Source organism: Chitinophaga oryziterrae (assembly GCF_009758125.1).
Taxonomy (GTDB): Bacteria; Bacteroidota; Bacteroidia; order Chitinophagales; family Chitinophagaceae; genus Chitinophaga; species Chitinophaga oryziterrae.
On sequence record NZ_WRXO01000005.1, the window covers coordinates 371372 to 395264 of the forward strand.

Genomic DNA, 23893 nt, shown 5'->3' on the forward strand with positions numbered 1-23893 from the left:
TACTGGCAAGATGTACGGCATATAATTTTTTGCAGCAAATGTAAAGAATGATGCGCACATGTATATAATACGCATCAGCACATCATTTTCGTATTTTTGCGGCAGTATGAATAACAGACAACTCTTCTTAAGGCATGTTGCGCAATTATCAGATGCTCCTTTAGGATTGGAAATAGTGAAGGCTTCGGGGATGTATATGTGGGATGCAGATGGTAAACAGATCCTGGACCTGATTGCCGGTATCAGTGTATGTAATGTAGGACACTCCCATCCGGCAGTGGTGCAGGCGATTAAAGATCAGGCGGAACAATATATGCACCTGCTGGTATATGGAGAGCTGGTGCAGTCCCCACAGGTCGCCTTTGCTACCTTGCTGACCCAACATCTGCCGGCTTCGCTGGACTGTGTATACTTCACCAACTCAGGGTCTGAAGCGGTAGAAGGGGCTATGAAACTGGCTAAACGTTACACCGGTAAAACAGAGATCATTGCTTTTAATAACAGCTACCACGGTTCTACCCAGGGAGCGATGAGTATTATGGGAGATGAGGGCTGGCGTAATGCTTACCGCCCCCTGTTACCTGATATACAACACCTGGAATATAACAGCTTTGAGTCGCTCGACAGTATCACTTCCCGCACGGCGTGCGTGGTAGCAGAAACGGTGCAGGCAGAAGCGGGGGTCCGGGTGCCGCAAAAGGAATGGCTGCAGGCACTGAGGGCAAAGTGTACCGCTACCGGTACATTGCTGGTATTAGATGAGATTCAGTGCGGGCTGGGACGCAATGGTACATTGTGGGCATTTGAGCAGTTTGGTATTATACCGGATATTCTCTTGCTGGGAAAAGCGCTGGGGGGTGGAATGCCGATGGGCGCTTTCATTGCTAACCGGGAAATGATGTGGGTACTGACGAATAATCCAGTGTTAGGACATATGACTACTTTCGGGGGGCATCCTGTAATTTGCGCAGCAGGTATGGCCGGTTTTAAAGTATTGCTGGAACAGGATCTGATCAGCAGCGTAAAAGCAAAGGAACAGTTGTTTCTGAAATACCTGCAACATCCGGCCATCCGCGCAGTGCGTTCACTGGGATTAATGATAGCAGTAGAGATGGAGAGTTTTGCCGTGAATAAGAAAGTGATAGATTATTGTATCGATAAAGGCATGCTGACAGACTGGTTCCTGTTTGCTCCTGAATGTTTAAGAATAGCGCCGCCATTGATCATTAATGAAGAGGAAATAAAACAAGCCTGTGATATGATACTGGAGGCAGCTAGAACTGTAGCTTAAAACTTCCAAAGACACCAAATCTGCGACTGGTAGTTTCATCCGGTAGTGAAGATGGCGTAACGCGCCAGACAAAATCTACCCTCAGGAATTTAAAAATATTCTCTATGCCTGTACCGAGTTCCATATAAGGATTTCCCTGTAAGGTACGGAAAGGATACCCCAGGTTTAGATTCATGTTTTTATTCTGTTGAGAGAGACTGCCTACCACTCCTTTTGCTGTCCAGAACTGACGCCATTTCAGTTTTTTAATCAGTGGAATATATCCGAAAATGCCATTACCGATGGTATGCTCTATATTAAAGCCTGCGTATTGATCACTGAGGAACTCGTACCGGTTCATCATGTTAAATGCATATTTATTATAGTAGTAGATTTCATTACCGGGGTGTATTTCCAGCAACTGATAAGGCAACGTACCAAAGATCTTTCCACCAAAAAAGTTATAGTAAAGAATACCCAATGGAGGGATCTTTACATAATCTGAAATAGTAACGGATAATTTGTGATAGGTATTTCCGCTTTGCATCACTCCGGGTATTCCTATTGCATATTTCATTTCTACGATAGGATATTTACTACCTAAACTAACACGGTAAAAGTTTCCTTCCAGAAATTCTTCATGCCAGGCGTAACGTACTTTTAAAGATAATTCCATGTTGGAGAAAAGATCTGTACCATCTTTTTTAACCGGGAATAAATTCACCTGGGGCAGCGGTGAGTAAGCGTTATATCTTCTGTGTACCAAAGCCACCTGATTGGAAAATCCGCTGTAATATTCTTTAAAGAACTCCACACGTTTTTCTTCTATCATCATAAACTTTTGCGGCACATTATTCTTTCGGATAGCAACGGAAAAGATATTGTCTGTACCTACTTCATCATAATAGGTAGCACCGTTATCAAAGTCTTTAGTATACGCGGCATACAGGTAGGTACGGGGATGCCTTTTCAATAGCCACAACGCAGACATTTCCCCTTTCCATAATTTATCATTAAAGCCATAAGCAAGATATCCATAGAGATAAAGATCCTTGTTAAACCGGGGTGTTGTGCCAAGATCTAATCTCAATCTGAATCCTTCTATCCTGTTCTGACTAAAAAGGTAAAAGTAGGGCCCCCATTCCAGTTTACCGAGAGGTTTATAACCGGTAGCAAGAAAACGGATAGTGTTTGAATAGTGTTGAAACAATGGCATTTTCTGCAATGTATCCACCATCTTATAAATGCCCAGCTCATTCTTACTGAGGTTTTCATGACGCGAATGTGTCCAGAAAGAATCTTTACGGACAGTAGCACCATTTAATAATACAATGTTTTCAGGGTAATGTCTGTTATAGAATATATTGGTAACACTGGTATCATTAGTGACTATGTTTTCATAAGTAGTTGTTTTACGGCCAATAAACTCGAAAGTACTGCCTGGCTTGGGACTTGGCGCCCAGAAGTCTGCAATGAATTTATCTTTGGCCAGGAACCAGGTGCTGTCTGGTAATTGTTTGAACTCCTGTACCAGACTCAGGTTTCTTACAAAGTTGATATTGGCATCAGCAGGAACAGAGAGTGTTGTTTTCTGAACGGCGTAAGAAGAATCCTGTACCCATATATCTCCTATAAAAGTATTCTCCCCTTTTCGTTTGGGAGTAAAATTTAGTTTGATATAACGATGCCCACTTACATATTGTGTGTCCGCAATCTGGTAGTTATAATAGAAGGAGCCGTTATTATTGATAGGACTGGCAAACTCTTTGTCGAAAACAGGAATGAAATTATTATAGACGTTGATGTTTTGATACATACCCCCCAGGAATTTACTCACGCTTTCGTTATCCAGTCCGGAAGTACGGCTGCCTTTAATCAATTCTTTACTCTTTTTAGGATTCCGCTGAAAATAATAATCAGAAAGACTTTCAGAGAGGAACATGGGAAGAAAGGGTTTATCATCCGAAGTACTGTCTATATTGTTAAGGATGAAAGAGAATGGTTTTGTGAACCTGTTTTTGAACAATTTATTATTCAGGTTTTTCATGTCCAGTTCCATCTTGTTATAGACTTCATATTTATAACTCTGGAAGTGATCGTAGTTGTTTTCCGGTTTATGTCTGATGATCTGATGCAGTAGTATGAGTGCAAAGTTTACATTGGCTTTTACTTCATGCGTTTTAAGAGAAACGTCAGAGCGTGTGATATCGAAATCGATGACCTGTTCGGATTTGTTGCTGTCTACCGGAAGTACGGTAGTCAGGTAGCCCATTACTCTAACGAGCATAGAATCTGATGGAAGACTATTTAATTCAAAGAGGTATTTGCCAGTGGCATCACTTACCATACCCGTACTGGTACCTTTGAATTGTAAGGTGACAAACGGGATAATTTCCTGAGAGTGGGCATCCCTTACCACTCCTCTGATCTTAAACTGTTGCGCCAGTATCAACATGGGGATACCGGTGAAAGTTAACATCAGGGTTATTCCTCTTGTCCAGGTTCGCATATGGTTGACAATATTATATTATTTAAGGCCCAAACAAGTTCTGCATCCCTGTAATACATAATCTTACCGCTGAGAGGTGCGATTGTGCCGACCGAAAGTAGTGACCCAGTTTGATTGTTGGGTGCAGGGCGAAGCCCTGCAAAATCCCTTCAATTTTTTGTGATGGAGCGAAGCTCCATCACAAAAAATTACTGTTTGATCAAAATAAAGCAAACAGAGTCTCTACCGGTCGAAAATATATTTTGCAGAATGAGTTAAATGAGTAACTTTGATATACAAAGTACTTTAAGTATGACTGAGCAGCAACACCTGGATACCTTAAGCGATATCAAACGTATGATGGAACGGAGCAGCCGCTTCATTTCCCTTAGTGGGTTGAGTGGTATCTTCGCAGGTTGTGCCGCACTGGCAGGTGCAGGCATTTCCTATGGCTGGCTGCATAATTATTATATAAGCTGGAATACCTCCGGAAGGTTTGATGCTGAGGGCTTTGCCTGGTTGCGTGTAAAGCTGATAGTACTCGCGTTGATCGTGATGGTATTTGCCCTGGCAGGCGGTATCTTTTTTACCTGGAGACGTGCAAGACGTAACAAACTGCCCATCTGGGATGTTACTTCCCGGAATGTGCTGATCAATGCCCTTATTCCTATGATAGCCGGTGGCGCTTTTATCGCCGGACTACTATACAATAACCTGGAAGTAATGGTTGCTCCGGCCTGCCTGGTATTTTACGGTCTGGCACTGGTGAATGCGAGTAAGTATACATTGTCAGATATACGTTACCTTGGGATCGCCGAAATCGTACTGGGTATATTGAATGTTTTTTATTTACGCCGGGGTCTTTATTTTTGGGCCGTTGGATTTGGCGTATTGCACATCTTTTATGGTGCAATCATGTGGTGGAAGTATGAAAGGCAATCAGCGTAATTATTGAAAACGTAAAGCGGAGCTTGTGAACAATCCCATAGGAAACTTAAATAAAATATTTGACAGCCGGATCCGGTTGGGCGTCATGAGTATACTGATGGTGAATGAAGAAGTCAGTTTCAATGACTTAAAACAGATGCTGGAGCTGACAGATGGTAACCTGGCATCTCACCTGAATACCCTGGAAGAGAATGGCTATCTGAAAGTACATAAGGGTTTTATAGGCCGTAAAACCAATACCACCTATACTATCACCAAAGCAGGTGAAAAGGCATTCAAAGGCCATCTTGCTGCCCTTGAAAATATGATCCGTTCCATAGACTAATTTTTTTTGTCCCTATACTTTGAAATTCAAAGCACTTTAAAATAGTACAACATGGAAACATCTAATCCAAACGAAAGCACAGGCTTACAAAAACAACCCGTTACAGAGGTATCATTTATGAAGCGTTACGCGATTGGTATCAAGGCGATACTGATTGGGATCCTGGTAATGCTGCTGCTGATACCTGCCGCTATGATCATGGGCCTTATCTCGGAAAGAGAACGCCGGCAGAATGAAGCTACTGAAGAGGTCAGTGCAAAATGGGGTGGTATGCAAACCATCACCGGGCCGGTAATCGTTATTCCCTACGTGACTAAACCCGGTGAAACATCAGTTGCCATGTTCCTGCCGGACAAGCTGACTGTCAACGGGGAACTGCTGCCCGAAATCCGCAAGCGTGGTATTTACGAAGTTGCCGTATACAGTTCGCACTTACAGATTAGCGGATCATTCTCTCCGCTTGATATTGCAGGACTGCATATTGCTCAGGAAGACCTGCTGCTGAAAGATGCCTACCTGGCGATAGGGGTAACCGATATGCGCGGTATTTACAATCAGGCGCAATTGCAATGGAATAATCAGCAATTTATTTTCAATCCGGGTGTGGCTAACCTGCTGGCCCCAAGTGGTATGCAGACAAAGATCCCGCTGGTATTAGAGAATGATAGCCTGAGTGGGGGCAATTTTTCTGTTAACCTGGACCTGAGAGGGGCCGGACAAATATCCTTCTCCCCGGTAGGGAAGTCTACTATAGTAAATCTTAATTCAAGCTGGACACATCCCAGTTTTGACGGGGCATTCCTGCCTAACCAACATAATGTACATGGGAAAGGGTTCACTGCTGCCTGGCAGGTATCTCACCTCAACCGTAATTTCCCCCAGAGTTTTGCCGGCGGTAAGGCGGATATACACACTGCCGATTTTGGTGTAGCCTTGTTTATGCCTGTTGATGGATATCAGCAATCTACCCGCGCAGTGAAATATGCCATTCTTATTATTGGCCTTACTTTCCTCGTTTTCTATTTTATTGAGCTGTTACAGCGTTACTCCGTTCATCCATTACAATATATACTCATCGGCCTGGCTTTATGTATTTTTTATACTTTGCTGATTGCCCTTGCAGAACAACTGAATTTCCAGCTGGCGTACCTGATATCTGCGCTGTTAACATTAGGACTGGTGACGGCTTATTCAGCCAGTGTATTCCGCAGTAGTCGCATGGCTGCCGGTATAGGGGGGATCCTTGTGATACTGTATGGCTTTATTTATGTGATCATCAGGTCTGAAGATCAGGCGCTGTTAATGGGTAGTCTTGGATTGTTCATAATACTGGCAGTAGTTATGTATTTTAGCCGAAAGATTAAGTGGAACGAATTGTAGTTTTCAAATGAAAAGATCATGAGTTATCTGCAGCAGCGTATAAGAAGTTTTGGGTTTGCAATAGCTGGGATTATTGCTTTCCTGCGCAGTGAGCCACACGCCCGTATCCATGCGGTGGCAACAGCGATAGTGATAGCGGCAGGATGCTGGTACAGGTTGCCAGGATCTCAGTGGATTGCGTTGCTGCTGGTGATAGGATTGGTTTGGGTTACAGAGATGTTCAATACCGTGATAGAAAAGATAATGGATCATTTGTCGCCGGAATATCATCCGGCAGTGAAATGGATTAAAGATGTGGCAGCCGGAGCGGTATTGGTTGCTGCAGTGATAGCATTGATTACCGGATGCATCATTTTCATACCTTATCTATAATAACCGATATCCTGATAAATAAAAAAGGGTGTATCAGAAGATGATACACCCTTTTTTATTTATAGAACGATTTTTTAGAAGTCAACACCCATTCCAAAGTACCAGATTGGTTTGCCGCGGAAGAACCCTACAGCAGGCCAGCCAGCATCTACGCGCAGGAAGTAACCTGCGATGGTAGTACGGGCTCCAAAACCATAACCTCCTACAAATGGTCCGAGGAAACCTTCTTTTACTTTCACTGTTACGGTTCCATCACTGCCGGTATAGTAAGTGTAGTTCGCATCTTTAAAGTTCAGTTTCTGGTTCCAGGCAGTTCCTATATCAATAAAGGAAGTGAGCTGGAAGTTACGGATGATAGCAGAATTGATTGGCCTGTCCATGAAGGTGGCAAATACGGGTAAGCGTAATTCTGTATTCAATACCATTACATTATTACCATTCCTTGCATTCTGTTTGTAACCACGTAAAGGAGTGGATAAAGTCTGGAATGCATAGTTCTCACTCATGTTCACAGGTGTATTGGTATTGATCTTAGGGTTCAGCCAGTTGTCCGTGCCGCCCAGGTAGTACAACAGTTTGCGTGTACCCCAGGAGAAATCTGCGGAGAAGCGGGTAGCCCATATGAAGTTGCGGAAGATAGATTCGTAGTGACGTACATCCACCCCTGTGTTGTAAGTGAATTTGCCTTTAGCGGTGGAGCCTGTTCCGAAGATCTGATACATATCTCCATTGATCTGTGCATTCATATCGCCATATATTTTATAGCGGGTGCCATGCCAGATGTTTATAGCAGGATTGGTAGTATTGTCGTATACATATTCCAGTCTCAGTAACGCATAGTTATCGTGGAAGTCTTTCAGTTTTAATGTTGTTTCATCAGAACCGGCTACCACAAATTTATCGTTACGGAATCCTACCTGCATACGGATGCTTCTTGCTTCATCGAACGGATAACGTACATCTAACTGGAAGAGGTTCGTTTTCATTTTAGCAGGGTAGTCTATTAAGACAGTACCGGCGCTGTCTGTACCTAAGCTGCTGTACTTATCCACTTTACGGTAGTAAGTGAATTTATAGTCGAAGCGTTTTTTCAGGTAAGCGAAAGAGAAGAAATACTCAGAACCATCCAGTGAAGACGGAACACGGAAACCGCCGGAGAATTTATAATCTTCCATCAGGTCACTTACACCGATACGGATCAAACCATTCAATGGGTCTACCAGTCGGATTGGACTGGTAGGCTGTCCGGTAAACGGTTGATACCGGTTTATCAGTACGGAGTTATCCAGTGATAGTATCAGATAATCTGAAGAGAACTTCAGTTTATAAGGCAGCAGTCTGGCAGATTTCAGCAGGGATTGCAACTGAGGGATCTGTACGGCGGTAGCAGTACCGGCAGCATTGCTGGAACTGTCGGCAGGCTCACTTCCGAATTCACTCTGGAAGAAATCTGCCTTTTTGGCCGTATCTGCTTTTGGTTTGGAATGATAAGTAGGTAATCCCATGCGGATACTGTCTTCATGCATTTCGCGGGCCCTGAACGTAGTAGGACGTGCATTGACATTACGTTTACGCAGCGCTACTGTATCTACTTTCAGTTTGAAGAGGCGTTTGAAACCGAACTGCTGGGTTACCTGAGATACCTCACTCTGATCACCTGCACCTCTGGACTCCTTGATACCATATTGGTAATTGGTCAATGGGAAGGTGTAGGTAGAGTCTTTGGTGATGGATACTGCCATTACTGAATCCGGTTCAGTAGCGCCGTAATCTGCGAGTGCAGAATCCAGTTCTGTTTTGTCGGGGTTATGCAGTATTTCAGATCCTACAAAGAATAAGGAGTCCACACCTGCTCTTTCTGTTTTGAAGAAACCGGCATAACGGTTACGGATACCGTTGGCATCAGAAACGAAGGTGAAGTGTGTATTATTATATTGTAGTGGTGAACGTGCATCTCCATATTTCATATCTGTTAACTGGGAGATCTGTTTGGCAGCGCTCTTGTTCCAGTTGTCTACCAGGAACACATTGTAATGTCCTGAAGGCAATACGGTATCGCTGCCTTTTGCAGTAGGTGATGGTCTGTTAGACGAGAATATGATACCGCTTTTGCCAGGGAAGGCAACGAAAGACGGATCAAGATCGTCGTATACATCATTGGTGATCTGTTCTACTTTATTATTGCTGATGCTGTACGTGTAAATATCGGTATGACCGTTTTTCACAGCGGACAGGAGTAATGAGTTATCGAATTCGAAGAAGTACTTCATATCTATAACCCTGTCGAACTTGTTAAGGTCCTGTCTGAGGGTAGTTTTGGATATGAGGTCGTATATCATGAGTTTAGTCTTGCCTTCATGTTCATAGATGATGGCAAGGCGGTTACCTTTCTGGTTCCAGGCCAGCAGCGGGTAGTTGGGGTCTAACTGACTTTCCTGCATTCTTACACCACTGCGCAGCAATACTTTAGGTTTATTATCGGCTACCTGGATCTGTACCCGGTAGATGCCTTTGGTGAATTCCACCACTGCGTAGTTGTTGCTCTTTGGGTTGGCCTGGAAGCGGTAGAAGTTGGATTTTCCTATTTCGCGGGCTACCACGGTACGGCCGCGGGTTACCTGTTTGCGTTTGCGGTTATCGTCCTGGAAGCGTTTGGCATTGTATACCATGAAGTCCTGCATTGCATTTTTAGGCTTCTGGTTCAATACCTGCTGAAACCCTTTTTTCAGTCCGCGGTTAATGCGGGAGATGTACATGAGGTAAGGCACCGCATCTTTCCCGTATTTACTTTCCACATAATACCAGAAGGCATGACCTGCCAGCAATGGTTTTTCGTAAGCCAGCTGGTTGAAGGATTTATACCTGCCGGATTGGATGGCGTCTTTCAGTTCATCATCGAGGGTAGCGTTCCAGGTTTCTGCTGCGTAAGCAATGAAACCATCTGTGAACCACTTAGGGAAATCTATCAATACAGCATTTCCCGCAAATTCTCCTATATCTTCCCCGAACAACAGGTTTTCCAGCATTACGCGGGCAATACCCTGGCGTATCAGCTGACGCAGATGTTCGTGGTCGCCGTCAAAGTATATTATCAGCTTATTACCCACCAGCTTGGTGACGCCGCCGGTATTCTGCCAGTCAACGCCAATGCCTATATTGGATTGCTTCATTTCACCGAAGCTGTTATAGACCACAATATTTACCCGTTGACGGAAAGAGAACTCCATGAACTGTTCCAGTTGCGGCAATTCCTTTTCTGCAACCTGAGCTGCATATTTACCCAGTTCTAATCCGTTTTGGCTGAAATAAGTATTAAAATGACGGGTCTGATAGTAACGCCATTTGAAGTTCTTATGCTGTATGCGGTTCTGCCCAAATTCCACGGAGTTGGTCTGTGCCTGTGAAAGATACGAGCCAAGTAATAGGGTACCGGTAAATAATAACCTGGTAATAAGTCGGTTCATACAGAAAGTATTGATAATATTGCGTTCTTAGTTAAATTTAGCAAAAATCGGTAACAATGCTTGAAATACAATGTTTCACCTTTAATCCGTTTCAGGAAAATACTTATTTACTCATAAACGAAAAAAAGGATTGTATAATTATAGATCCGGGCTGTTATTTTGAAGAAGAACGAAAAGAATTACTTGCGTATATCGAAAAAGAGGGGTTAAATGTTACCCGTCTCCTGAATACTCACTGCCATCTTGATCATATTTTTGGTAACCGCCTGGTTGCTAAAACATATGGAGTGGGCCTGGAGATACATATGTTAGATAAAATTGTATTAGATCGTTCTCCCGAGATTGGTAAAATGTATAATGTTCCTTTTGAACCTTCCGTCGAACCAGCCCGTTACCTGGAAGAGGGTGAAAAGATACAACTTGGGGATGATGAACTGGTGGTATTATTAACGCCAGGACATTCACCCGGTAGTGTTTGTTTTTACTGTGCCGTACAGCAGTTCGTAATTGGTGGTGATGTGTTATTCTACCAGAGCATTGGCCGCACAGACCTGCCCGGTGGAAACCATCAGACATTAATTAACAGTATACAGGAAAAATTGTTCGTATTGCCCGATGATGTAACCGTATATCCCGGACATGGACAGCCTACGACCATAGGATTTGAGAAAAAGAACAATCCGTTCCTGCACTAGATCCTGCTGACGAACTTACCGATGAAGGGCAGGCGGGCAAACTCTTTCTTCTCCATCTTCAGCATGAACCAGATATAGGCGCCAAATAACAGGGTCGCGACTATCAGTGACAATGGCTTGAGCGCATAGATATCATCCGGGGAAAGCAGTTTCCGGTTCAGGAAATCGAAGCAGTAATAGGTAAGCACCGCAGTAATAATGTAGGTGATGATCCTGGGCAGATGGTAAGGGACCGGATAGTACTTCTGGCCCAGGGAGTAACACACCGTCATCTGGATAAAGTAACATACCATGGTGGCAAGGGCTGCTCCAAAGTAGCCCATTCGTGGAATCCACCACCAGTTAAGCAAAAAGGCCATTATTGCCGTAATGATGGTAATGATGGCGCCTGTGCTGGTACGGTCTGTGAGTTTGAACCAGATAGTGAGATTATAATAAATACCTAAGAACATATTGGCCAGCAGTAATACCGGTACGATCTTCATTCCCGGGTAATACACCGGTTTACGCAGGAAGATCTTCCATACGTTCAGGTAAAGACTTACAAACAGGAACATAAAACAGAGCAGCACCACAAAGAGTTTCATGATACGGGCATACAGCTTCTGAGGATTCACCCCCTCTGCCTGTTTAAAGAAAAAGGGTTCTGCGCCTAACTTAAATGCCTGTATGAACATGGTAATCAGGATGGCCAGCTTATAGTTGGCGGCATAAATACCGATCAGCTGCTTCTTGATCTCCATGTCATTGCCGGGCAGGAACTCCGGCAGGAACCATGCACGGTCGAAGGTTTCATTCACCATCCCCGCCATACCCACGATGATCAGGGGAACGGCATAGTTCAGCATTTGTCTCCACAGCTTTCTGTCAAACTCCCATTTAATACGCAGTAACTGCGGCAGGAATAACAACAGGGTGACCGCACTACCCAGCATGTTGCTGAGATAGATAAAGCCTACCTGGTCATCTTTATCGACGAGTGGCAGCCAATGCCAGCCGGCTGCACGCAATTTAGGGACCAACACCAAAAAGAAAACATTGAACCCAATAGTGGTGAGGATACCCGAGATACGGATGATCGCATAACGTACCGGCCTGTTCTCCAGCCTTAGCTGGGCAAAGGGAATGGCTGTTAATGCGTCAAATGCCATGATCATTACTACGGCTGTATAAAACCCGGGATGCCCTTTCAGCCCCCCCAGCGCTCCTACATAAGAATTGATCACAGGACCGCGCAGTAACAATAATAATATGGTGATACCTATAGTGGTAAATAATAATGACAGGGTAGATACACTTAACACGGAGCGACTGTTCTCCTTTTTCGCAAAGCGGAAAAAGGCGGTTTCCATGCCATAAGTGAGTACAATATTCATAAAGGGCACGTAGGCATATACGGTAGACATCTCTCCGTAGGCAGCCTGCGTCATCAGTTCCAGGTAAAGAGGGGTTAAAAAGTAGTTAAGCAGTTTACTTGCTATGTTACTAAAACCGTAGTATATCGTCTGTCCTGCTAATGATTTAATACTCAAAGCCCTGATTTTTAACCAAAATTAATTATTCCAATCCTTTCCTGCGGCCTTGTTTTTTCTCAGACAGCTGCTTTTTGAATTGCAGCCGTTTTTCCTTTACAGCCTTCGAGGGTTTGGTAGCAATACGCTTCCTGGGCTTTATTAAAGCCTTCTGCACAAGTTCGTTCATTTTTTTAACTACCAGCTGTTTATTGCCCAGCTGGGTGCGCTCTTCCTGAGAACGTACCTGCAAAAAACCTTCCGAATTTATACGATTTGACAGTTTTTCCTGCACCAGGATTTTTTGCCCGGGCGTGAGCAAAACAGATCCCTCTACATGAAAGTAACCTTCTACCATCGTTTCCACCTTGTTCACATTTTGCCCTCCACTACCACCGCTGCGGGCAGTCCGGAAATTTATTTCCGGGGAAAGATCTATACTCATTATATTAACTTTTTCTTATGATTGATTATCGTAATTTAATAAAGGTAATTTATTCGGGACACTTCTATTAAAACCTATATCATGACTTTCCTTACTTCCTTACAGTTGCGCGTCCTAAAAACAAGCCTTATACCAGCCCTTATCACGTGGGGACTTACTGATTATTACTCATTACCTGCTCCCGTAAATACATTCGTTATTGTAGGAGTATTCTTTTTATGGGAATTCATTATAGAGAAAGAATGGAAGAATACAGCTGTTGCCGGCGGCGTAATCATTGCTTTTTTTGGACTGCAATATTTACTGAATGTATATTTTATAGGTAAGTTTTTCATAGAGGATTATTTAGTAAATAATCATGACGGACACCTGAACGTGAACAACTGGATCGTAATAACACATCTGAATATGTTTATTGCCTATCTGATGGTTATTATTACCCGGTTTCATCTGAAAGGAACAGAAAAAAAGTACACAGCAGGTATACTGGCGGCTTTGATTTTTTATCTGCTGCCTAAAACAGGTAACCCCTTCAGCAGCGGCCCTCCACATTTCATTATATACCCCCTCCTGCAGAACTGGTGTAATATCATCTTTTACTATGTACTTGTTTTTCTTATTGAGAATGGCTTTTCAAATAAAAATATCTTTGAAAAGCTATATTCCAAAATACAGGTATTGAACAAATGGGAATATCTTTTCATTTGGATAGCCATATCTTTTATCTGGTTGGGCTGTGTCGGAGATCTGAATACAAGAATAGAAGTAATGTTTGCAAAAGACAGCATGAACGGAGAACCGCTATTGATCAGTGGTATCTTTATGCTGGCTTGTGTATTATTCCTGTATGCGGGGACTTTAATGATGCGTAATCTTAGTACCAGCAGGGCTTTAACTACAGGTTGGTATAGTCCCTGGTTGTTATTGCTGCATCTGATTCCCGGTGTAAATGTCATAGCAGTAGCGCTTTGTTTTTTCTCCGCGGAAAGAGAAGGGACAGTGGTAGATAATGGCCTTGATTATACAAATGCAGACAGGGGCCTGGCTAAAAAAATAATGATCACCATCGGGATTATCGTTACTGTTTATAACATCTACAATATGCTGGTAGTGCCTACCGGACTGAGATTGCTGGGAATAGGCATTCTGTTGGTTGTATACCTGCTAAAGATCGTTGCTTATATCAGACTGCCTTACAATAAAATATTTGTGTACGTCGCGGTCGGGTTTAATATTCTCACCATCGCATATTCGATAGATGACCGCTTTATTATTTATCTTTCACTTATTTATCTTTATTATTATTTCCTGATAGAATTATTTTATCCTGAACTGGAGCCGGAAGATATTATGGAAGTGAAGAATGTACAGGGTATCTAAAGCGTTACCTATATGCGTGCAGTTATACAGCGGGTTACTAAAGCATCTGTCACAGTAGAAGAGCAGATTACCGGTAGTATAGACACCGGGATGCTGGTATTACTGGGAATAGAAGAGGCGGATACAACAGAAGACATTATATGGCTGAGTAATAAGATCACTAACCTGCGCATCTTTAATGATGCGCAGGGAGTAATGAACCAATCTGTAAAAGAAGTGGATGGTAACATCTTATTAGTGAGCCAGTTTACCCTGTATGCGGCTACTAAAAAAGGAAATCGTCCTTCTTATATCCGGGCCGGTAAGCCGGATATTGCCATCCCTTTATATGAACAAATGATTATCCAACTGGGTTTGGATATGGGAAAACAGATTTACACGGGTATCTTCGGTGCAGATATGAAAGTAGCACTGCTGAATGATGGGCCGGTGACGATTATCATTGATACAAAAAATAAAGAATGACAATTCAGGAAGCTCAGGAGAAAATAGATGGCTGGATTAAAACAGTGGGGGTGCGCTATTTTAGTGAGCTCACCAACATGGCCATTTTAACGGAAGAGGTAGGTGAAGTGGCCCGCATTATGGCCAGGAAATATGGAGATCAGTCGTCTAAGGAATCGGACCAGAAAAAGGAGCTGGCAGATGAGCTGGCGGATGTACTGTGGGTGCTGTTCTGTATCGCCAATCAAACGGGGATAGATATGACCGATGCGCTGGAAAAGAATTTCGAAAAGAAGAATATCCGGGATGCTACCCGGCACAAGGAAAACAGGAAGCTGCAATAAAAGGCAGATTTTTTGATAAATGAATGATATGCAACGTCCCGGAATTATAAAAGGTTATTGGCAGGTGCTGAAACAGACAGGCAGTGATTTTATCGATGATAAGGTCCTGAAACTGAGTGCTGCACTCTCTTATTATACTATTTTCTCCATCGCTCCCATGCTGATCGTGATTATTACACTTTGCCAGGTATTCCTGGGAAGGGAGGCGATAGAAGGTAGTGTTTACGGGCAGATCAATCACCTGGTAGGCAATGAAGCGGCCTTACAGATACAACAGATGATTAAGAATGCGACACTTTCCGGAGATTCCACCTGGGCCACCATTGTAGGGGTGATTACCCTTGTTTTTGGCGCTACCGGGGTATTCGGGGAGATCCAGGATTCCATCAATTTCATCTGGCAGTTGAAAGCCAAACCTAAGAACGGGCTGCTTAAGATCCTGATAAACCGCCTGCTCTCCTTTTCCATGGTGATCAGCCTGGGATTCATATTGCTGGTATCGCTGGCATTGAACGGACTGATAGAGTTATTCGGTAAGCAGTTAATTTACTTATTGCCCCAGATAACGGATGTAAGTATGGCGTTCATTTATGTCGTTAACCTGGCACTTACATTTACTATTATCACCCTCTTATTTGCTATTATATTCAAAGTATTACCTGATGCCAGGGTGAAGTGGAAACATGTGATAGTGGGGGCTGTTACTACCGCAGTCCTGTTTATGATCGGTAAATTTGCGATCGGTTTTTACCTGGGAGCCAGTAAAGTAGGCTCTGCTTACGGGGCCGCAGGGTCTATTGTTATTATTTTACTGTGGGTATATTACTCTGCTATTATCCTGTATTTTGGTGCAGAATTTACACAGGTATATGCCGAATATCATGGGGCGAGAATCCAGCCTAATGCCTATGCAGTATGGGTAAAAGAGATTCCTGTAGAGTCAACAGCACCTCTTGAAGCGAGGATTTCAGAGGAAAAGCCTGTGCCTGAGTCCCGTTAATTCCGAAAGCCTTATTATATTTGCGCCATTATGGATCAGAACAAATTCCCGGCGATTATTGCGCATTGTAAAGAATATGGCTTCGTTTTCCCGTCCAGTGAGATTTACGACGGATTAAGTGCGGTATATGATTATGGTCAGTACGGGGCACAGTTGAAGAAGAACATCCGCGACTACTGGTGGAAAAGCATGACCCAGATGCACGAAAACATTGTGGGGATCGATGCTGCCATCTTCATGCACCCTACTACCTGGAAAGCGTCCGGCCATGTGGACAGTTTCAGCGATCCCATGATAGATAATAAAGACAGTAAAAAGCGCTACCGGGTGGATCACCTGATAGAAGCATTTGCTGCCGACTTACCGAAAGAGGAAGGTGAGGCGCTGTTAGCTAAAATGGAGATCCTGGAGAAAGACGCGGATTATGCAGGTCTTAAACAGTTAATAGATGACAATAAGATAAAGTGTTCAGTAAGTAAAACGGCCAACTGGACGGAAATCCGTCAGTTCAATCTGATGTTCTCTACCCAGTTGGGTAGTGTGACGGATGAGGCCAGCGAAATATACCTGCGTCCGGAAACGGCTCAGGGTATCTTCGTGAACTTCCTGAATGTGCAGAAAACCGGCCGTATGAAGATACCTTTTGGTATCGCGCAAACGGGTAAGGCTTTCCGCAATGAGATCGTAGCCCGTCAGTTCATTTTCCGTATGCGGGAGTTCGAACAGATGGAAATGCAGTTCTTTATCCGCCCTGGCACTGAGGGTGAGTGGTATGCTTACTGGAAAGAAGAACGCATGAAATGGCATCTGAGCTTAGGGACTTCTCCTGAAAGATATCATTTTAAAGATCACGTGAAACTGGCGCATTATGCAAAGGCGGCAGTGGATATTGAATATGAGTTCCCGATCGGTTTCAAGGAAGTAGAAGGTATCCATTCCCGTGGAGACTTCGATCTTACCCAACACCAGATTTATAGTAAGAAGAAGTTACAGTACTTTGATACCGAGATCAATCAGAACTATGTTCCTTATGTGATAGAAACATCTATCGGTCTGGATCGTATGTTCCTGTTGACAATCTGTGAGGCATATGCGGAAGAGGACCTGACTAAAGATGGTAAGGAAGATAGTCGCGTTGTGCTGAGATTCCCTGCTAAACTGGCTCCTACCAAACTGGCCATTTTCCCATTAACTAAGAAAGATGGTTTACCCGAAATCGCCAGGGAACTGATGGACCAGTGTAAATCTTCTTTCTATTGCTTTTATGAAGAGAAAGATGCGATCGGTAGACGTTACCGCCGTCAGGACGCTATTGGTACGCCTTTCTGTGTAACAATCGATCATCAGACTAAAGAAGATAACATGGTGACTATCCGTTATCGGGATAGCATGGAACAGGAAAGAATTCCTTTAGATAAAGTAAAAGAGATCGTATTAAACGCTATCAGCTAGGTAGCATTTTGGGTGCAGGGCGAAGCCCTGCAAAAAGCCCTTCGAATTTTTAGTGATGATGCGAAGCATCATCACTAAAAATTGGTCTTTGATTGAAATAAATCAAATTTACCCGTATAACTCCAGGTGAATATCATGTCTGTCATACCCCATAGCCATGATCCGCTGTTTCGCCTCATCAATCATCTCCTTCCATCCGCAGAGAAAGAAATAGGCCGGCCTTTTGTCCAGGGCCAGTAATTCCTCATAGATCAGGTGTACGTATCCCTTATGACGCGTCCAGGAATTATCTTCCTGAGAGAGTGTAGGCAGGTATTTAAAGCCTGACAGCTGATCCTGCAGTTGCCACATTTCTTCTGCATAAAGCAGATCGCATTGCTGCCGGCAGCCATAAATAAGATGTACGGGCTGATGGGGAATGCCATGGGTATGGATATGGTGCGCCATGGCCCGGAAAGGGGCTATACCGGTGCCTGTGCAGATGAGAAAGAGTTCTTTGTCCAGTTGTTCGGGTAAGGTGAAGCTGCCCAGGGGGCCTTTCAGCACCAGTTCACTGCCCTCTTTCACTTCATTGAAGAGGTAGGTGGTACCCGCTCCACCCTGCAGCAATACAATGACCAGTTCGATTTCATTGGTCCCGTTCGGCGGAGAGGCGATAGAGTAGCTTCGCCAGCGTTTATTCTTCTTTTCGTGAATGGGAAGATCTAGTGTAACAAACTGACCAGGTTTGAAGTCAAAGCAGTCCTTCTCCCTGATCTGTATCCAGAACCGTCTTGTATTAGGCGTCTCCTGTACAATACGGGTTACGTAACCATTATACCATTGTTCTAGCATTTGAGTGGAATTTCTCTTTTAAATTTAACGAAAATAGTCCGTTTTCGATTTCTTCGTATCTTTGCCCCCCTCATGAATATACAGGCTGTTTTACAACTGTACCAGCGTGATACCCGGCTGCAACAGCTGGTTAAAGGGATCAATTTGTCTGGTCCGAACTATTTTCAACTTACGGGATTGACCGGCAGCGCCACTACTTTTGCAGCAGTAGGGGCCTGGGAGCTGGCTGCTTCCTCCAATCACCTGTTCATTTTAAACGACAAAGAAGAAGCCGCTTACTTCCATAATGATCTGGAACAATTGAGTCAGGCCCTGGATATCTTCTACTTTCCGGACTCCTTTAAGAAAACCGGTCAGTTTAACGAACTGAACGGAAGCCATAGCATGTTGAGAACGGAAGCGCTGATGAAGTTCTCCGGTCCCGGTATCAACAAAAAGATCCTGGTTACTTACCCGGAGGCACTGTGGGAAAAGGTATCTGCATCTGTAGCTTTCAGCGCCAACATGGTACAGCTGAAAGTAGGGGATGTACTGAAAGTGGACCCCTTACTGGAAAAACTGGTAGGCTGGGGGTTCCATTTTACTGACTTCGTTTATGAACCAGGACAATATGCCCTTCGCGGGGGTATTCTCGATATCTATTCTTTTGGCAACGAAAAGCCTTACCGTATAGAACTGTTCGGAGAAGATATTGACTCTATCCGGTTGTTTGATCCGGAAACGCAGCTGAGTGAGCGTAAGCTCTCCCAGGTGACGCTGATCGCCAATATGGATACCCATGGACTGGATCATCAGAAAACTTCCCTGCTGGAGTTCTTACCATCTAATACAGTGGTATGGATGAAAGACCCGGCTTATGTGCAGGATGTGATCCTGCAACTGGAAGAACGGCTGGATGCTTTTCTGCAAACAGGACAAAAGGTAAAGGTGGATGATGATGAGAAGATGGACCTGTCGGAGACTGATTTCGTAAAAGCACATCCGCTGATGCAACAGCTATTGCAGCGGAATTGTATCGTGTTTGGGAAAAGGCAGTGGTGGGAAGAAACCAATCACCCCTTTACCCCTGTCAACTTTGAAACGCAGGAACAACCGGTCTTTAACCGGCAGTTTGAAATGCTGATCAAAGACCTGGATGGGCACGACAAGAAAAAGTATTCCCTCTTCATCTTTGCAGAAAATGCCAAACAGCTGGAAAGGCTGCGCAGTATTTTCGAAGACCTGAAAGCAGAATTTTCATTTTATCCTATTGCCGTTCCCGTTAGCCACGGGTTCATAGATCATACACTGAAAATAGTTTGTTATACCGATCACCAGATCTTCCAGCGTTACCACAAATACAAGGTAAAGCAGGCGTATAACAAGAACAAGGCGATTACGCTCAAAACACTACGCGAGCTACAGGCCGGAGATTTTGTGACACATATCGATCATGGTATAGGTGTGTACAGCGGTTTGCAGAAGATAGAAGTGGGTGGTAAAATGCAGGAAGCTATCCGTATCATTTACAAGAACAGTGACCTGTTGTATGTAAATATCAACTCCCTGCATAAGATCAGTAAATATACCGGTAAAGAAGGAGTAGAACCCCGTGTGAATAAACTGGGTAGCGATGCCTGGGATAAGCTGAAAGAAAAAGCGAAAACACAGGTAAAGGATATTGCAAAAGATCTGATCAAACTGTATGCTGCACGAAAGGCAGAAGAAGGCTTTGCCCATTCTCCTGATACGTATCTGCAAACAGAACTGGAAGCATCTTTCCTGTATGAAGATACACCGGATCAGAGCAAGGCTACTGCTGATGTGAAGAGAGATATGGAATCTCCTCATCCAATGGACCGGCTGGTATGTGGTGATGTGGGCTTTGGTAAAACAGAGATCGCGGTACGTGCTGCGTTTAAATCGCTGGTAGATGGTAAACAGGCAGCTGTACTGGTACCCACTACTATCCTGGCTTTCCAGCATTACAAAACATTCTCCGAAAGGTTAAAGGATTTCCCCTGCACCGTTGATTATCTGAACCGCTTTAAATCGGCTAAAGAGAAAAAGGAAACTTTACAGCGACTGGCAGAAGGGAAAATAGATATCATCATTGGTACGCATGCTTTATTAAGTAAAGATGTTAAGTTCAAGGACCTGGGTGCATTGATAGTGGATGAGGAACAGAAGTTTGGTGTAACTGCGAAAGAAAAACTGAAACACATCAAACTGAATGTTGATACACTTACACTAACGGCGACGCCTATTCCAAGAACGTTACAGTTCTCCCTGATGGGTGCACGTGATTTGTCTGTTATTAATACACCTCCACCTAACCGGCAGCCGATAGAAACGGAAGTACATGTGTTTGATCATGACCTGATAAGAGATGCGATCTATTATGAAATAGAACGCGGCGGACAGGTATACTTTGTGTATAACCGTGTGAAAGGACTGGGAGAAATGACCAGCCTGATACGCGGATTGTGCCCGGATCTTGCTATTGCAACGGCACATGGACAAATGGAGGGACATCAGCTGGAAGAGGTGATCATGGATTTCATCGACCGTAAATACGATGTACTGGTATCTACCAATATTATAGAAAGTGGGGTGGATATTCCGAATGCCAATACCATCATCATCAACAATGCGCATCACTTTGGATTAAGTGATCTGCATCAGTTACGCGGACGTGTTGGACGTAGTAATAAAAAGGCATTCTGTTACCTGCTGGCACCTCCTATCAATACATTGCCAGCGGATAGCCGTAAGCGTTTGCAGACACTGGAACAGCATAGTGAACTGGGTAGTGGTTTCCAGATAGCTATGCGTGACCTGGACATACGTGGAGCAGGTAACTTATTAGGTGGGGAACAGAGTGGTTTTATGGCGGAGATAGGCTTTGATATGTACCAGAAAATCCTCGATGAAGCGATCCGTGAATTAAAACAAAATGAGTTCCGTGATCTGTTTAAAGATCAGCTGGAAGAGAAGAAGGATTATGTAAGTGATTGTACGATTGATACTGATCTTGAAATCCTGATCCCGGATAGTTATGTCGAAAGTATACAGGAACGTCTCAACCTTTACCAGGAGCTGGATAACATCACCCTGGAGGCTAAACTGCAGGATTTCGAGAAAGCTTTACAGGATAGATTTGGTCCTGTACCTGATCAGGTAAAAGACTTGCTGACTACTATACGTTCCCGTTGGATGGCTATTCAGCTTGGCTTTATAAAGATGATGCTGAAGGAAGAAAAACTGCGTTGTTATTTTATCAATAACCCGGATTCCCCTTTCTTTACCTCTGCTACATTTAATCACATGCTTACTTATATTCAGACACGTGTGAATAATGCGAAGCTGAAACAGGTAGGTAAGAATTTTATGCTGGTAGTAGATAATATAAAATCGATGAATGATCTGCATGATTTCCTGAAAGGAATGACAGATTCAAGGAAGTAATAAAGAGATAAAGCCCGGTATCTATAGTACCGGGCTTTATTATTGTTTTATCTTACTAATGTTACTGTTCCTTTTCTACTGAATGTTCTCCCTAAATAATCTTTCCCCTGAATCATCCATACATAGGTGCCTGCTTCTGAAGGAATGCCTTTGAACGTGCCGTCCCAGCCTGTTGTCAGCGATTGCGTGCGGAATACTTCCTGTCCCCAGCGCGACCATACACAAAAGAAATCCAACGCCGGTACTCCCGGTGAGATGGCATGGAAAACATCATTGCGTCCATCATTATTGGGAGAGAACGCAGTAGGTACGTAGAACTCAGGGCCCTTATATACTTTTACATGCAGGGTATCTTTATCAATACATCCTTCCGGAGATGTTACCGTGAGATAATAAGTCTGATCTGATTGCAGATAGGCCATTGGTGCAGAAGAATGACTATTATCCAACCCGTTATCAGGAGACCAGTTGTATTGCAGGTTTTGACCATTCGCAACCGCATTTAACTGTAAAGGTTGCCCGTTGGCAACGAGTGTATCACGTCCTGCATTTACATGGAGGTCCAAAATTGAAACGGGTACAACAACGGTATTGGATACACAGTTATCTGTACTTACAGTATAGAGAGACGCCTGGTAATTTCCACCTTCAGGATATGTGTAATTCAGGAGCTGTGTACCACGCGTAGTACCATTCCCCAGATCCCAGTGCCATTCCTGCAAAGCAATAGCAGGCGTAAGATCGGTGCCAATGAACTGAACGGCGAAGCCAAGACAGGCATTTTCGCCGGTAGCGCTTATCGCCGGTGTCGCATATGCCTGCAACGTTTTCTGTATCTCATCAGTGCATCCTTCTTTGGAGGTTACCTGTAAATGTATATCGTAAGAGCCGGTAGCGGTATAGGTTACTACAGGGTCTTTAGTATCGGAGGTCTGCCCATTCCCAAAATCCCAGTTCCAATACGCTAACGAACCTACGCTAAGGGTCGTTTCATCTTTAAATTGCAGTTGTTTTCCGGTGCATAATACCGGCATGGAAAAGTCTGCCACAGGGTACGTCCCTATTGTTACGGGTTGTTTCATGGTATCGGATACACAACCGCTGTTATCTTCTATCACCATTGTTACCAGGTATTTCCCGGGTTTGGCATATTGGTGTGGAGGTGGCTGAGAGACGGTATATGTAGTACCGTCTCCGAAATCCCATAACCAGCGGGTAATGGTCCCGAAAGACCTGGAGTTGTCTCCAACGGTGACAGGTGTACCATCACAGAAAATCTGACTGTTATCAAATTCCAGTTGTGGGCGTAAGGCAGCGCAGAACTGTTGTTTATTGGAGCTGCCACCGGTACCGGCTCCAAAGCCCCAGTATACTAAAGGACTGTTGTTAAAGATATCTTTTACCAGATCTTTTTGAAGAGATAACCTGGGTACATCATCCATGCTAACATCCATTTGTTTGGCCGTAGCATCCCATTTAATGCGGAGAATATGCCAGTTGCAGTCTTCTATATTATCGCTGCCATTAAGGGCTGTAACAGGCCCCGCAAGGTTATTTGCCGAGAGGTGATCTGCGACACCATTCATCTGAATAGCCAGGTGATCAAAAGAAGGGTCGTTTTCGTCATCATTCTGCCAGGTATCTATAATTACGCCAAGAGAAGGACTGATCCCTTTAAAGCCAATACCCTGGCCGGTAGATCCCAGGTTGGTACCTTGTGTTTGCAGCACAAATGCTATTCCGTCGGCACCTGTATCATCTTTGCAACCCAGGTTCACATCAAAATAATAATCAAAAGAATTATTGAGATCGATCTTATTCTTATTCCATACGGTACCACTGGAGTTGCCAATATCTTCGGTAAGTACATAACAGTTACAGGTACGCTGAGTGGCTGTACCGTTTAGAATATAAGGTGTTTGCAGTTGGCCCAGGGCAATGATCTGTATACATAGCAGCCCCGTAATTAGCCATATTAGTTTCCCCATAAGTGGCATGTAAGAGGTAATATATATAAAAACCCTCTTGTAACATATAGGGGCAACGAACGTTTTAGCTGATAATCTTATATATCTATAATCGTTAAGTATTGGG

Annotated in this window: 17 protein-coding genes and 1 pseudogene; 12 read left to right on the plus strand and 6 right to left on the minus strand. The window is 43.8% G+C overall.

The window, feature by feature from the left end; all coding sequences use genetic code 11:
• The first annotated feature begins 106 nt into the window (after window positions 1–106).
• Complete coding sequence (locus tag GO495_RS19170) at window positions 107–1291, plus strand: aspartate aminotransferase family protein (RefSeq protein ID WP_157301327.1); 1185 nt, start codon at window positions 107–109, stop codon at window positions 1289–1291.
• Here the strand turns inward: GO495_RS19170 and GO495_RS19175 are convergent.
• The gene (locus GO495_RS19175) at window positions 1275–3779 is read right to left on the minus strand and encodes a DUF5686 family protein (RefSeq protein WP_157301328.1); all 2505 of its coding nucleotides are present in this window, start codon (window positions 3777–3779) and stop codon (window positions 1275–1277) included. The two genes, GO495_RS19170 and GO495_RS19175, sit on opposite strands and share 17 nt — an antisense overlap.
• Before the next feature lie 291 nt (window positions 3780–4070).
• Between GO495_RS19175 and GO495_RS19180 the strand changes: the two genes are divergently transcribed.
• The 4 genes from GO495_RS19180 to GO495_RS19195 are packed head-to-tail and all read left to right on the plus strand — an operon-like array spanning window position 4071 to window position 6783.
• Window positions 4071–4706 carry a hypothetical protein gene (locus tag GO495_RS19180; protein ID WP_157301329.1) on the plus strand — a complete coding sequence of 212 codons (636 nt, stop codon included), beginning with the start codon at window positions 4071–4073 and terminating at the stop codon, window positions 4704–4706.
• Window positions 4707–4731: 25 nt separating this feature from the next.
• Window positions 4732–5031: a winged helix-turn-helix domain-containing protein gene (locus GO495_RS19185; RefSeq protein WP_338075446.1), complete on the plus strand. Its 300-nt coding sequence runs from the start codon at window positions 4732–4734 to the stop codon at window positions 5029–5031.
• Window positions 5032–5082: 51 nt separating this feature from the next.
• Window positions 5083–6411: a cell envelope integrity protein CreD gene (gene creD / locus GO495_RS19190; RefSeq protein WP_157301330.1), complete on the plus strand. Its 1329-nt coding sequence runs from the start codon at window positions 5083–5085 to the stop codon at window positions 6409–6411.
• An 18-nt stretch (window positions 6412–6429) separates the two neighbouring features.
• Window positions 6430–6783, plus strand: a complete 354-nt coding sequence (locus GO495_RS19195) for a diacylglycerol kinase family protein (RefSeq protein ID WP_157301331.1) — start codon at window positions 6430–6432, stop codon at window positions 6781–6783.
• Between the two features lie 74 nt (window positions 6784–6857).
• Here GO495_RS19195 and GO495_RS19200 read toward each other — a convergent pair whose 3' ends face one another.
• A complete protein-coding gene (locus GO495_RS19200; protein ID WP_157301332.1) occupies window positions 6858–10247 on the minus strand; it encodes a hypothetical protein in 3390 nt (1129 codons plus the stop codon).
• A gap of 56 nt (window positions 10248–10303) precedes the next feature.
• Here GO495_RS19200 and GO495_RS19205 point away from each other — a divergent pair, with 56 nt between their 5' ends.
• A complete protein-coding gene (locus GO495_RS19205; RefSeq protein WP_157301333.1) occupies window positions 10304–10942 on the plus strand; it encodes an MBL fold metallo-hydrolase in 639 nt (212 codons plus the stop codon).
• Here the strand turns inward: GO495_RS19205 and GO495_RS19210 are convergent.
• Both GO495_RS19210 and arfB read right to left on the minus strand, forming a co-directional pair.
• Window positions 10939–12474, minus strand: a complete 1536-nt coding sequence (locus GO495_RS19210) for an oligosaccharide flippase family protein (RefSeq protein WP_157301334.1) — start codon at window positions 12472–12474, stop codon at window positions 10939–10941. The two genes, GO495_RS19205 and GO495_RS19210, sit on opposite strands and share 4 nt — an antisense overlap.
• Before the next feature lie 25 nt (window positions 12475–12499).
• Window positions 12500–12898, minus strand: a pseudogene (gene arfB, locus GO495_RS19215) (alternative ribosome rescue aminoacyl-tRNA hydrolase ArfB); the annotation flags it as partial.
• An 81-nt stretch (window positions 12899–12979) separates the two neighbouring features.
• On the opposite strand from arfB, the gene GO495_RS19220 reads away from it, so the two are divergent.
• Genes GO495_RS19220 through GO495_RS19240 form a run of 5 tightly spaced genes read left to right on the plus strand, consistent with a single transcriptional unit; the run spans window position 12980 to window position 17518 of the window.
• Window positions 12980–14278, plus strand: a complete 1299-nt coding sequence (locus GO495_RS19220; protein ID WP_157301336.1) for a hypothetical protein — start codon at window positions 12980–12982, stop codon at window positions 14276–14278.
• Window positions 14279–14290: 12 nt separating this feature from the next.
• Window positions 14291–14743, plus strand: coding sequence for a D-aminoacyl-tRNA deacylase (gene dtd, locus GO495_RS19225; protein ID WP_157301337.1), 453 nt, complete (start codon window positions 14291–14293; stop codon window positions 14741–14743).
• Complete coding sequence (locus GO495_RS19230) at window positions 14740–15066, plus strand: nucleotide pyrophosphohydrolase (protein ID WP_157301338.1); 327 nt, start codon at window positions 14740–14742, stop codon at window positions 15064–15066. The genes dtd and GO495_RS19230 overlap by 4 nt, the downstream gene beginning before the upstream one ends.
• A 28-nt stretch (window positions 15067–15094) precedes the next feature.
• The gene (locus tag GO495_RS19235; protein ID WP_157301339.1) at window positions 15095–16066 is read left to right on the plus strand and encodes a YihY/virulence factor BrkB family protein; all 972 of its coding nucleotides are present in this window, start codon (window positions 15095–15097) and stop codon (window positions 16064–16066) included.
• A gap of 30 nt (window positions 16067–16096) precedes the next feature.
• Window positions 16097–17518, plus strand: coding sequence for a glycine--tRNA ligase (locus GO495_RS19240; protein WP_157301340.1), 1422 nt, complete (start codon window positions 16097–16099; stop codon window positions 17516–17518).
• 108 nt (window positions 17519–17626) lie between these two features.
• On the opposite strand, the gene GO495_RS19245 is transcribed toward GO495_RS19240, so the two are convergent.
• Window positions 17627–18352: a ferredoxin--NADP reductase gene (locus GO495_RS19245; protein ID WP_157301341.1), complete on the minus strand. Its 726-nt coding sequence runs from the start codon at window positions 18350–18352 to the stop codon at window positions 17627–17629.
• 72 nt (window positions 18353–18424) lie between these two features.
• Here GO495_RS19245 and mfd point away from each other — a divergent pair, with 72 nt between their 5' ends.
• Window positions 18425–21799 carry a transcription-repair coupling factor gene (gene mfd, locus GO495_RS19250; protein ID WP_157301342.1) on the plus strand — a complete coding sequence of 1125 codons (3375 nt, stop codon included), beginning with the start codon at window positions 18425–18427 and terminating at the stop codon, window positions 21797–21799.
• 47 nt (window positions 21800–21846) lie between these two features.
• Here the strand turns inward: mfd and GO495_RS19255 are convergent, their stop codons facing one another.
• Window positions 21847–23787: a lectin-like domain-containing protein gene (locus GO495_RS19255; protein ID WP_170302692.1), complete on the minus strand. Its 1941-nt coding sequence runs from the start codon at window positions 23785–23787 to the stop codon at window positions 21847–21849.
• Window positions 23788–23893: the final 106 nt, after the last annotated feature.

What these genes read in the sequence shown, in the direction of transcription:
- GO495_RS19170 (WP_157301327.1), top strand. Translation starts at nt 107, where the DNA reads ATGAATAACAGACAACTCTTCTTAAGGCATGTTGCGCAATTATCAGAT.
- GO495_RS19180 (WP_157301329.1), top strand. Translation starts at nt 4,071, where the DNA reads ATGACTGAGCAGCAACACCTGGATACCTTAAGCGATATCAAACGTATG.
- GO495_RS19195 (WP_157301331.1), top strand. Translation starts at nt 6,430, where the DNA reads ATGAGTTATCTGCAGCAGCGTATAAGAAGTTTTGGGTTTGCAATAGCT.
- creD (WP_157301330.1), top strand. Translation starts at nt 5,083, where the DNA reads ATGGAAACATCTAATCCAAACGAAAGCACAGGCTTACAAAAACAACCC.
- GO495_RS19240 (WP_157301340.1), top strand. Translation starts at nt 16,097, where the DNA reads ATGGATCAGAACAAATTCCCGGCGATTATTGCGCATTGTAAAGAATAT.
- GO495_RS19220 (WP_157301336.1), top strand. Translation starts at nt 12,980, where the DNA reads ATGACTTTCCTTACTTCCTTACAGTTGCGCGTCCTAAAAACAAGCCTT.
- GO495_RS19235 (WP_157301339.1), top strand. Translation starts at nt 15,095, where the DNA reads ATGCAACGTCCCGGAATTATAAAAGGTTATTGGCAGGTGCTGAAACAG.
- GO495_RS19245 (WP_157301341.1), bottom strand. Translation starts at nt 18,352, where the DNA reads ATGCTAGAACAATGGTATAATGGTTACGTAACCCGTATTGTACAGGAG.
- GO495_RS19175 (WP_157301328.1), bottom strand. Translation starts at nt 3,779, where the DNA reads ATGCGAACCTGGACAAGAGGAATAACCCTGATGTTAACTTTCACCGGT.
- GO495_RS19255 (WP_170302692.1), bottom strand. Translation starts at nt 23,787, where the DNA reads ATGGGGAAACTAATATGGCTAATTACGGGGCTGCTATGTATACAGATC.
- mfd (WP_157301342.1), top strand. Translation starts at nt 18,425, where the DNA reads ATGAATATACAGGCTGTTTTACAACTGTACCAGCGTGATACCCGGCTG.
- dtd (WP_157301337.1), top strand. Translation starts at nt 14,291, where the DNA reads ATGCGTGCAGTTATACAGCGGGTTACTAAAGCATCTGTCACAGTAGAA.
- GO495_RS19230 (WP_157301338.1), top strand. Translation starts at nt 14,740, where the DNA reads ATGACAATTCAGGAAGCTCAGGAGAAAATAGATGGCTGGATTAAAACA.
- GO495_RS19205 (WP_157301333.1), top strand. Translation starts at nt 10,304, where the DNA reads ATGCTTGAAATACAATGTTTCACCTTTAATCCGTTTCAGGAAAATACT.
- GO495_RS19200 (WP_157301332.1), bottom strand. Translation starts at nt 10,247, where the DNA reads ATGAACCGACTTATTACCAGGTTATTATTTACCGGTACCCTATTACTT.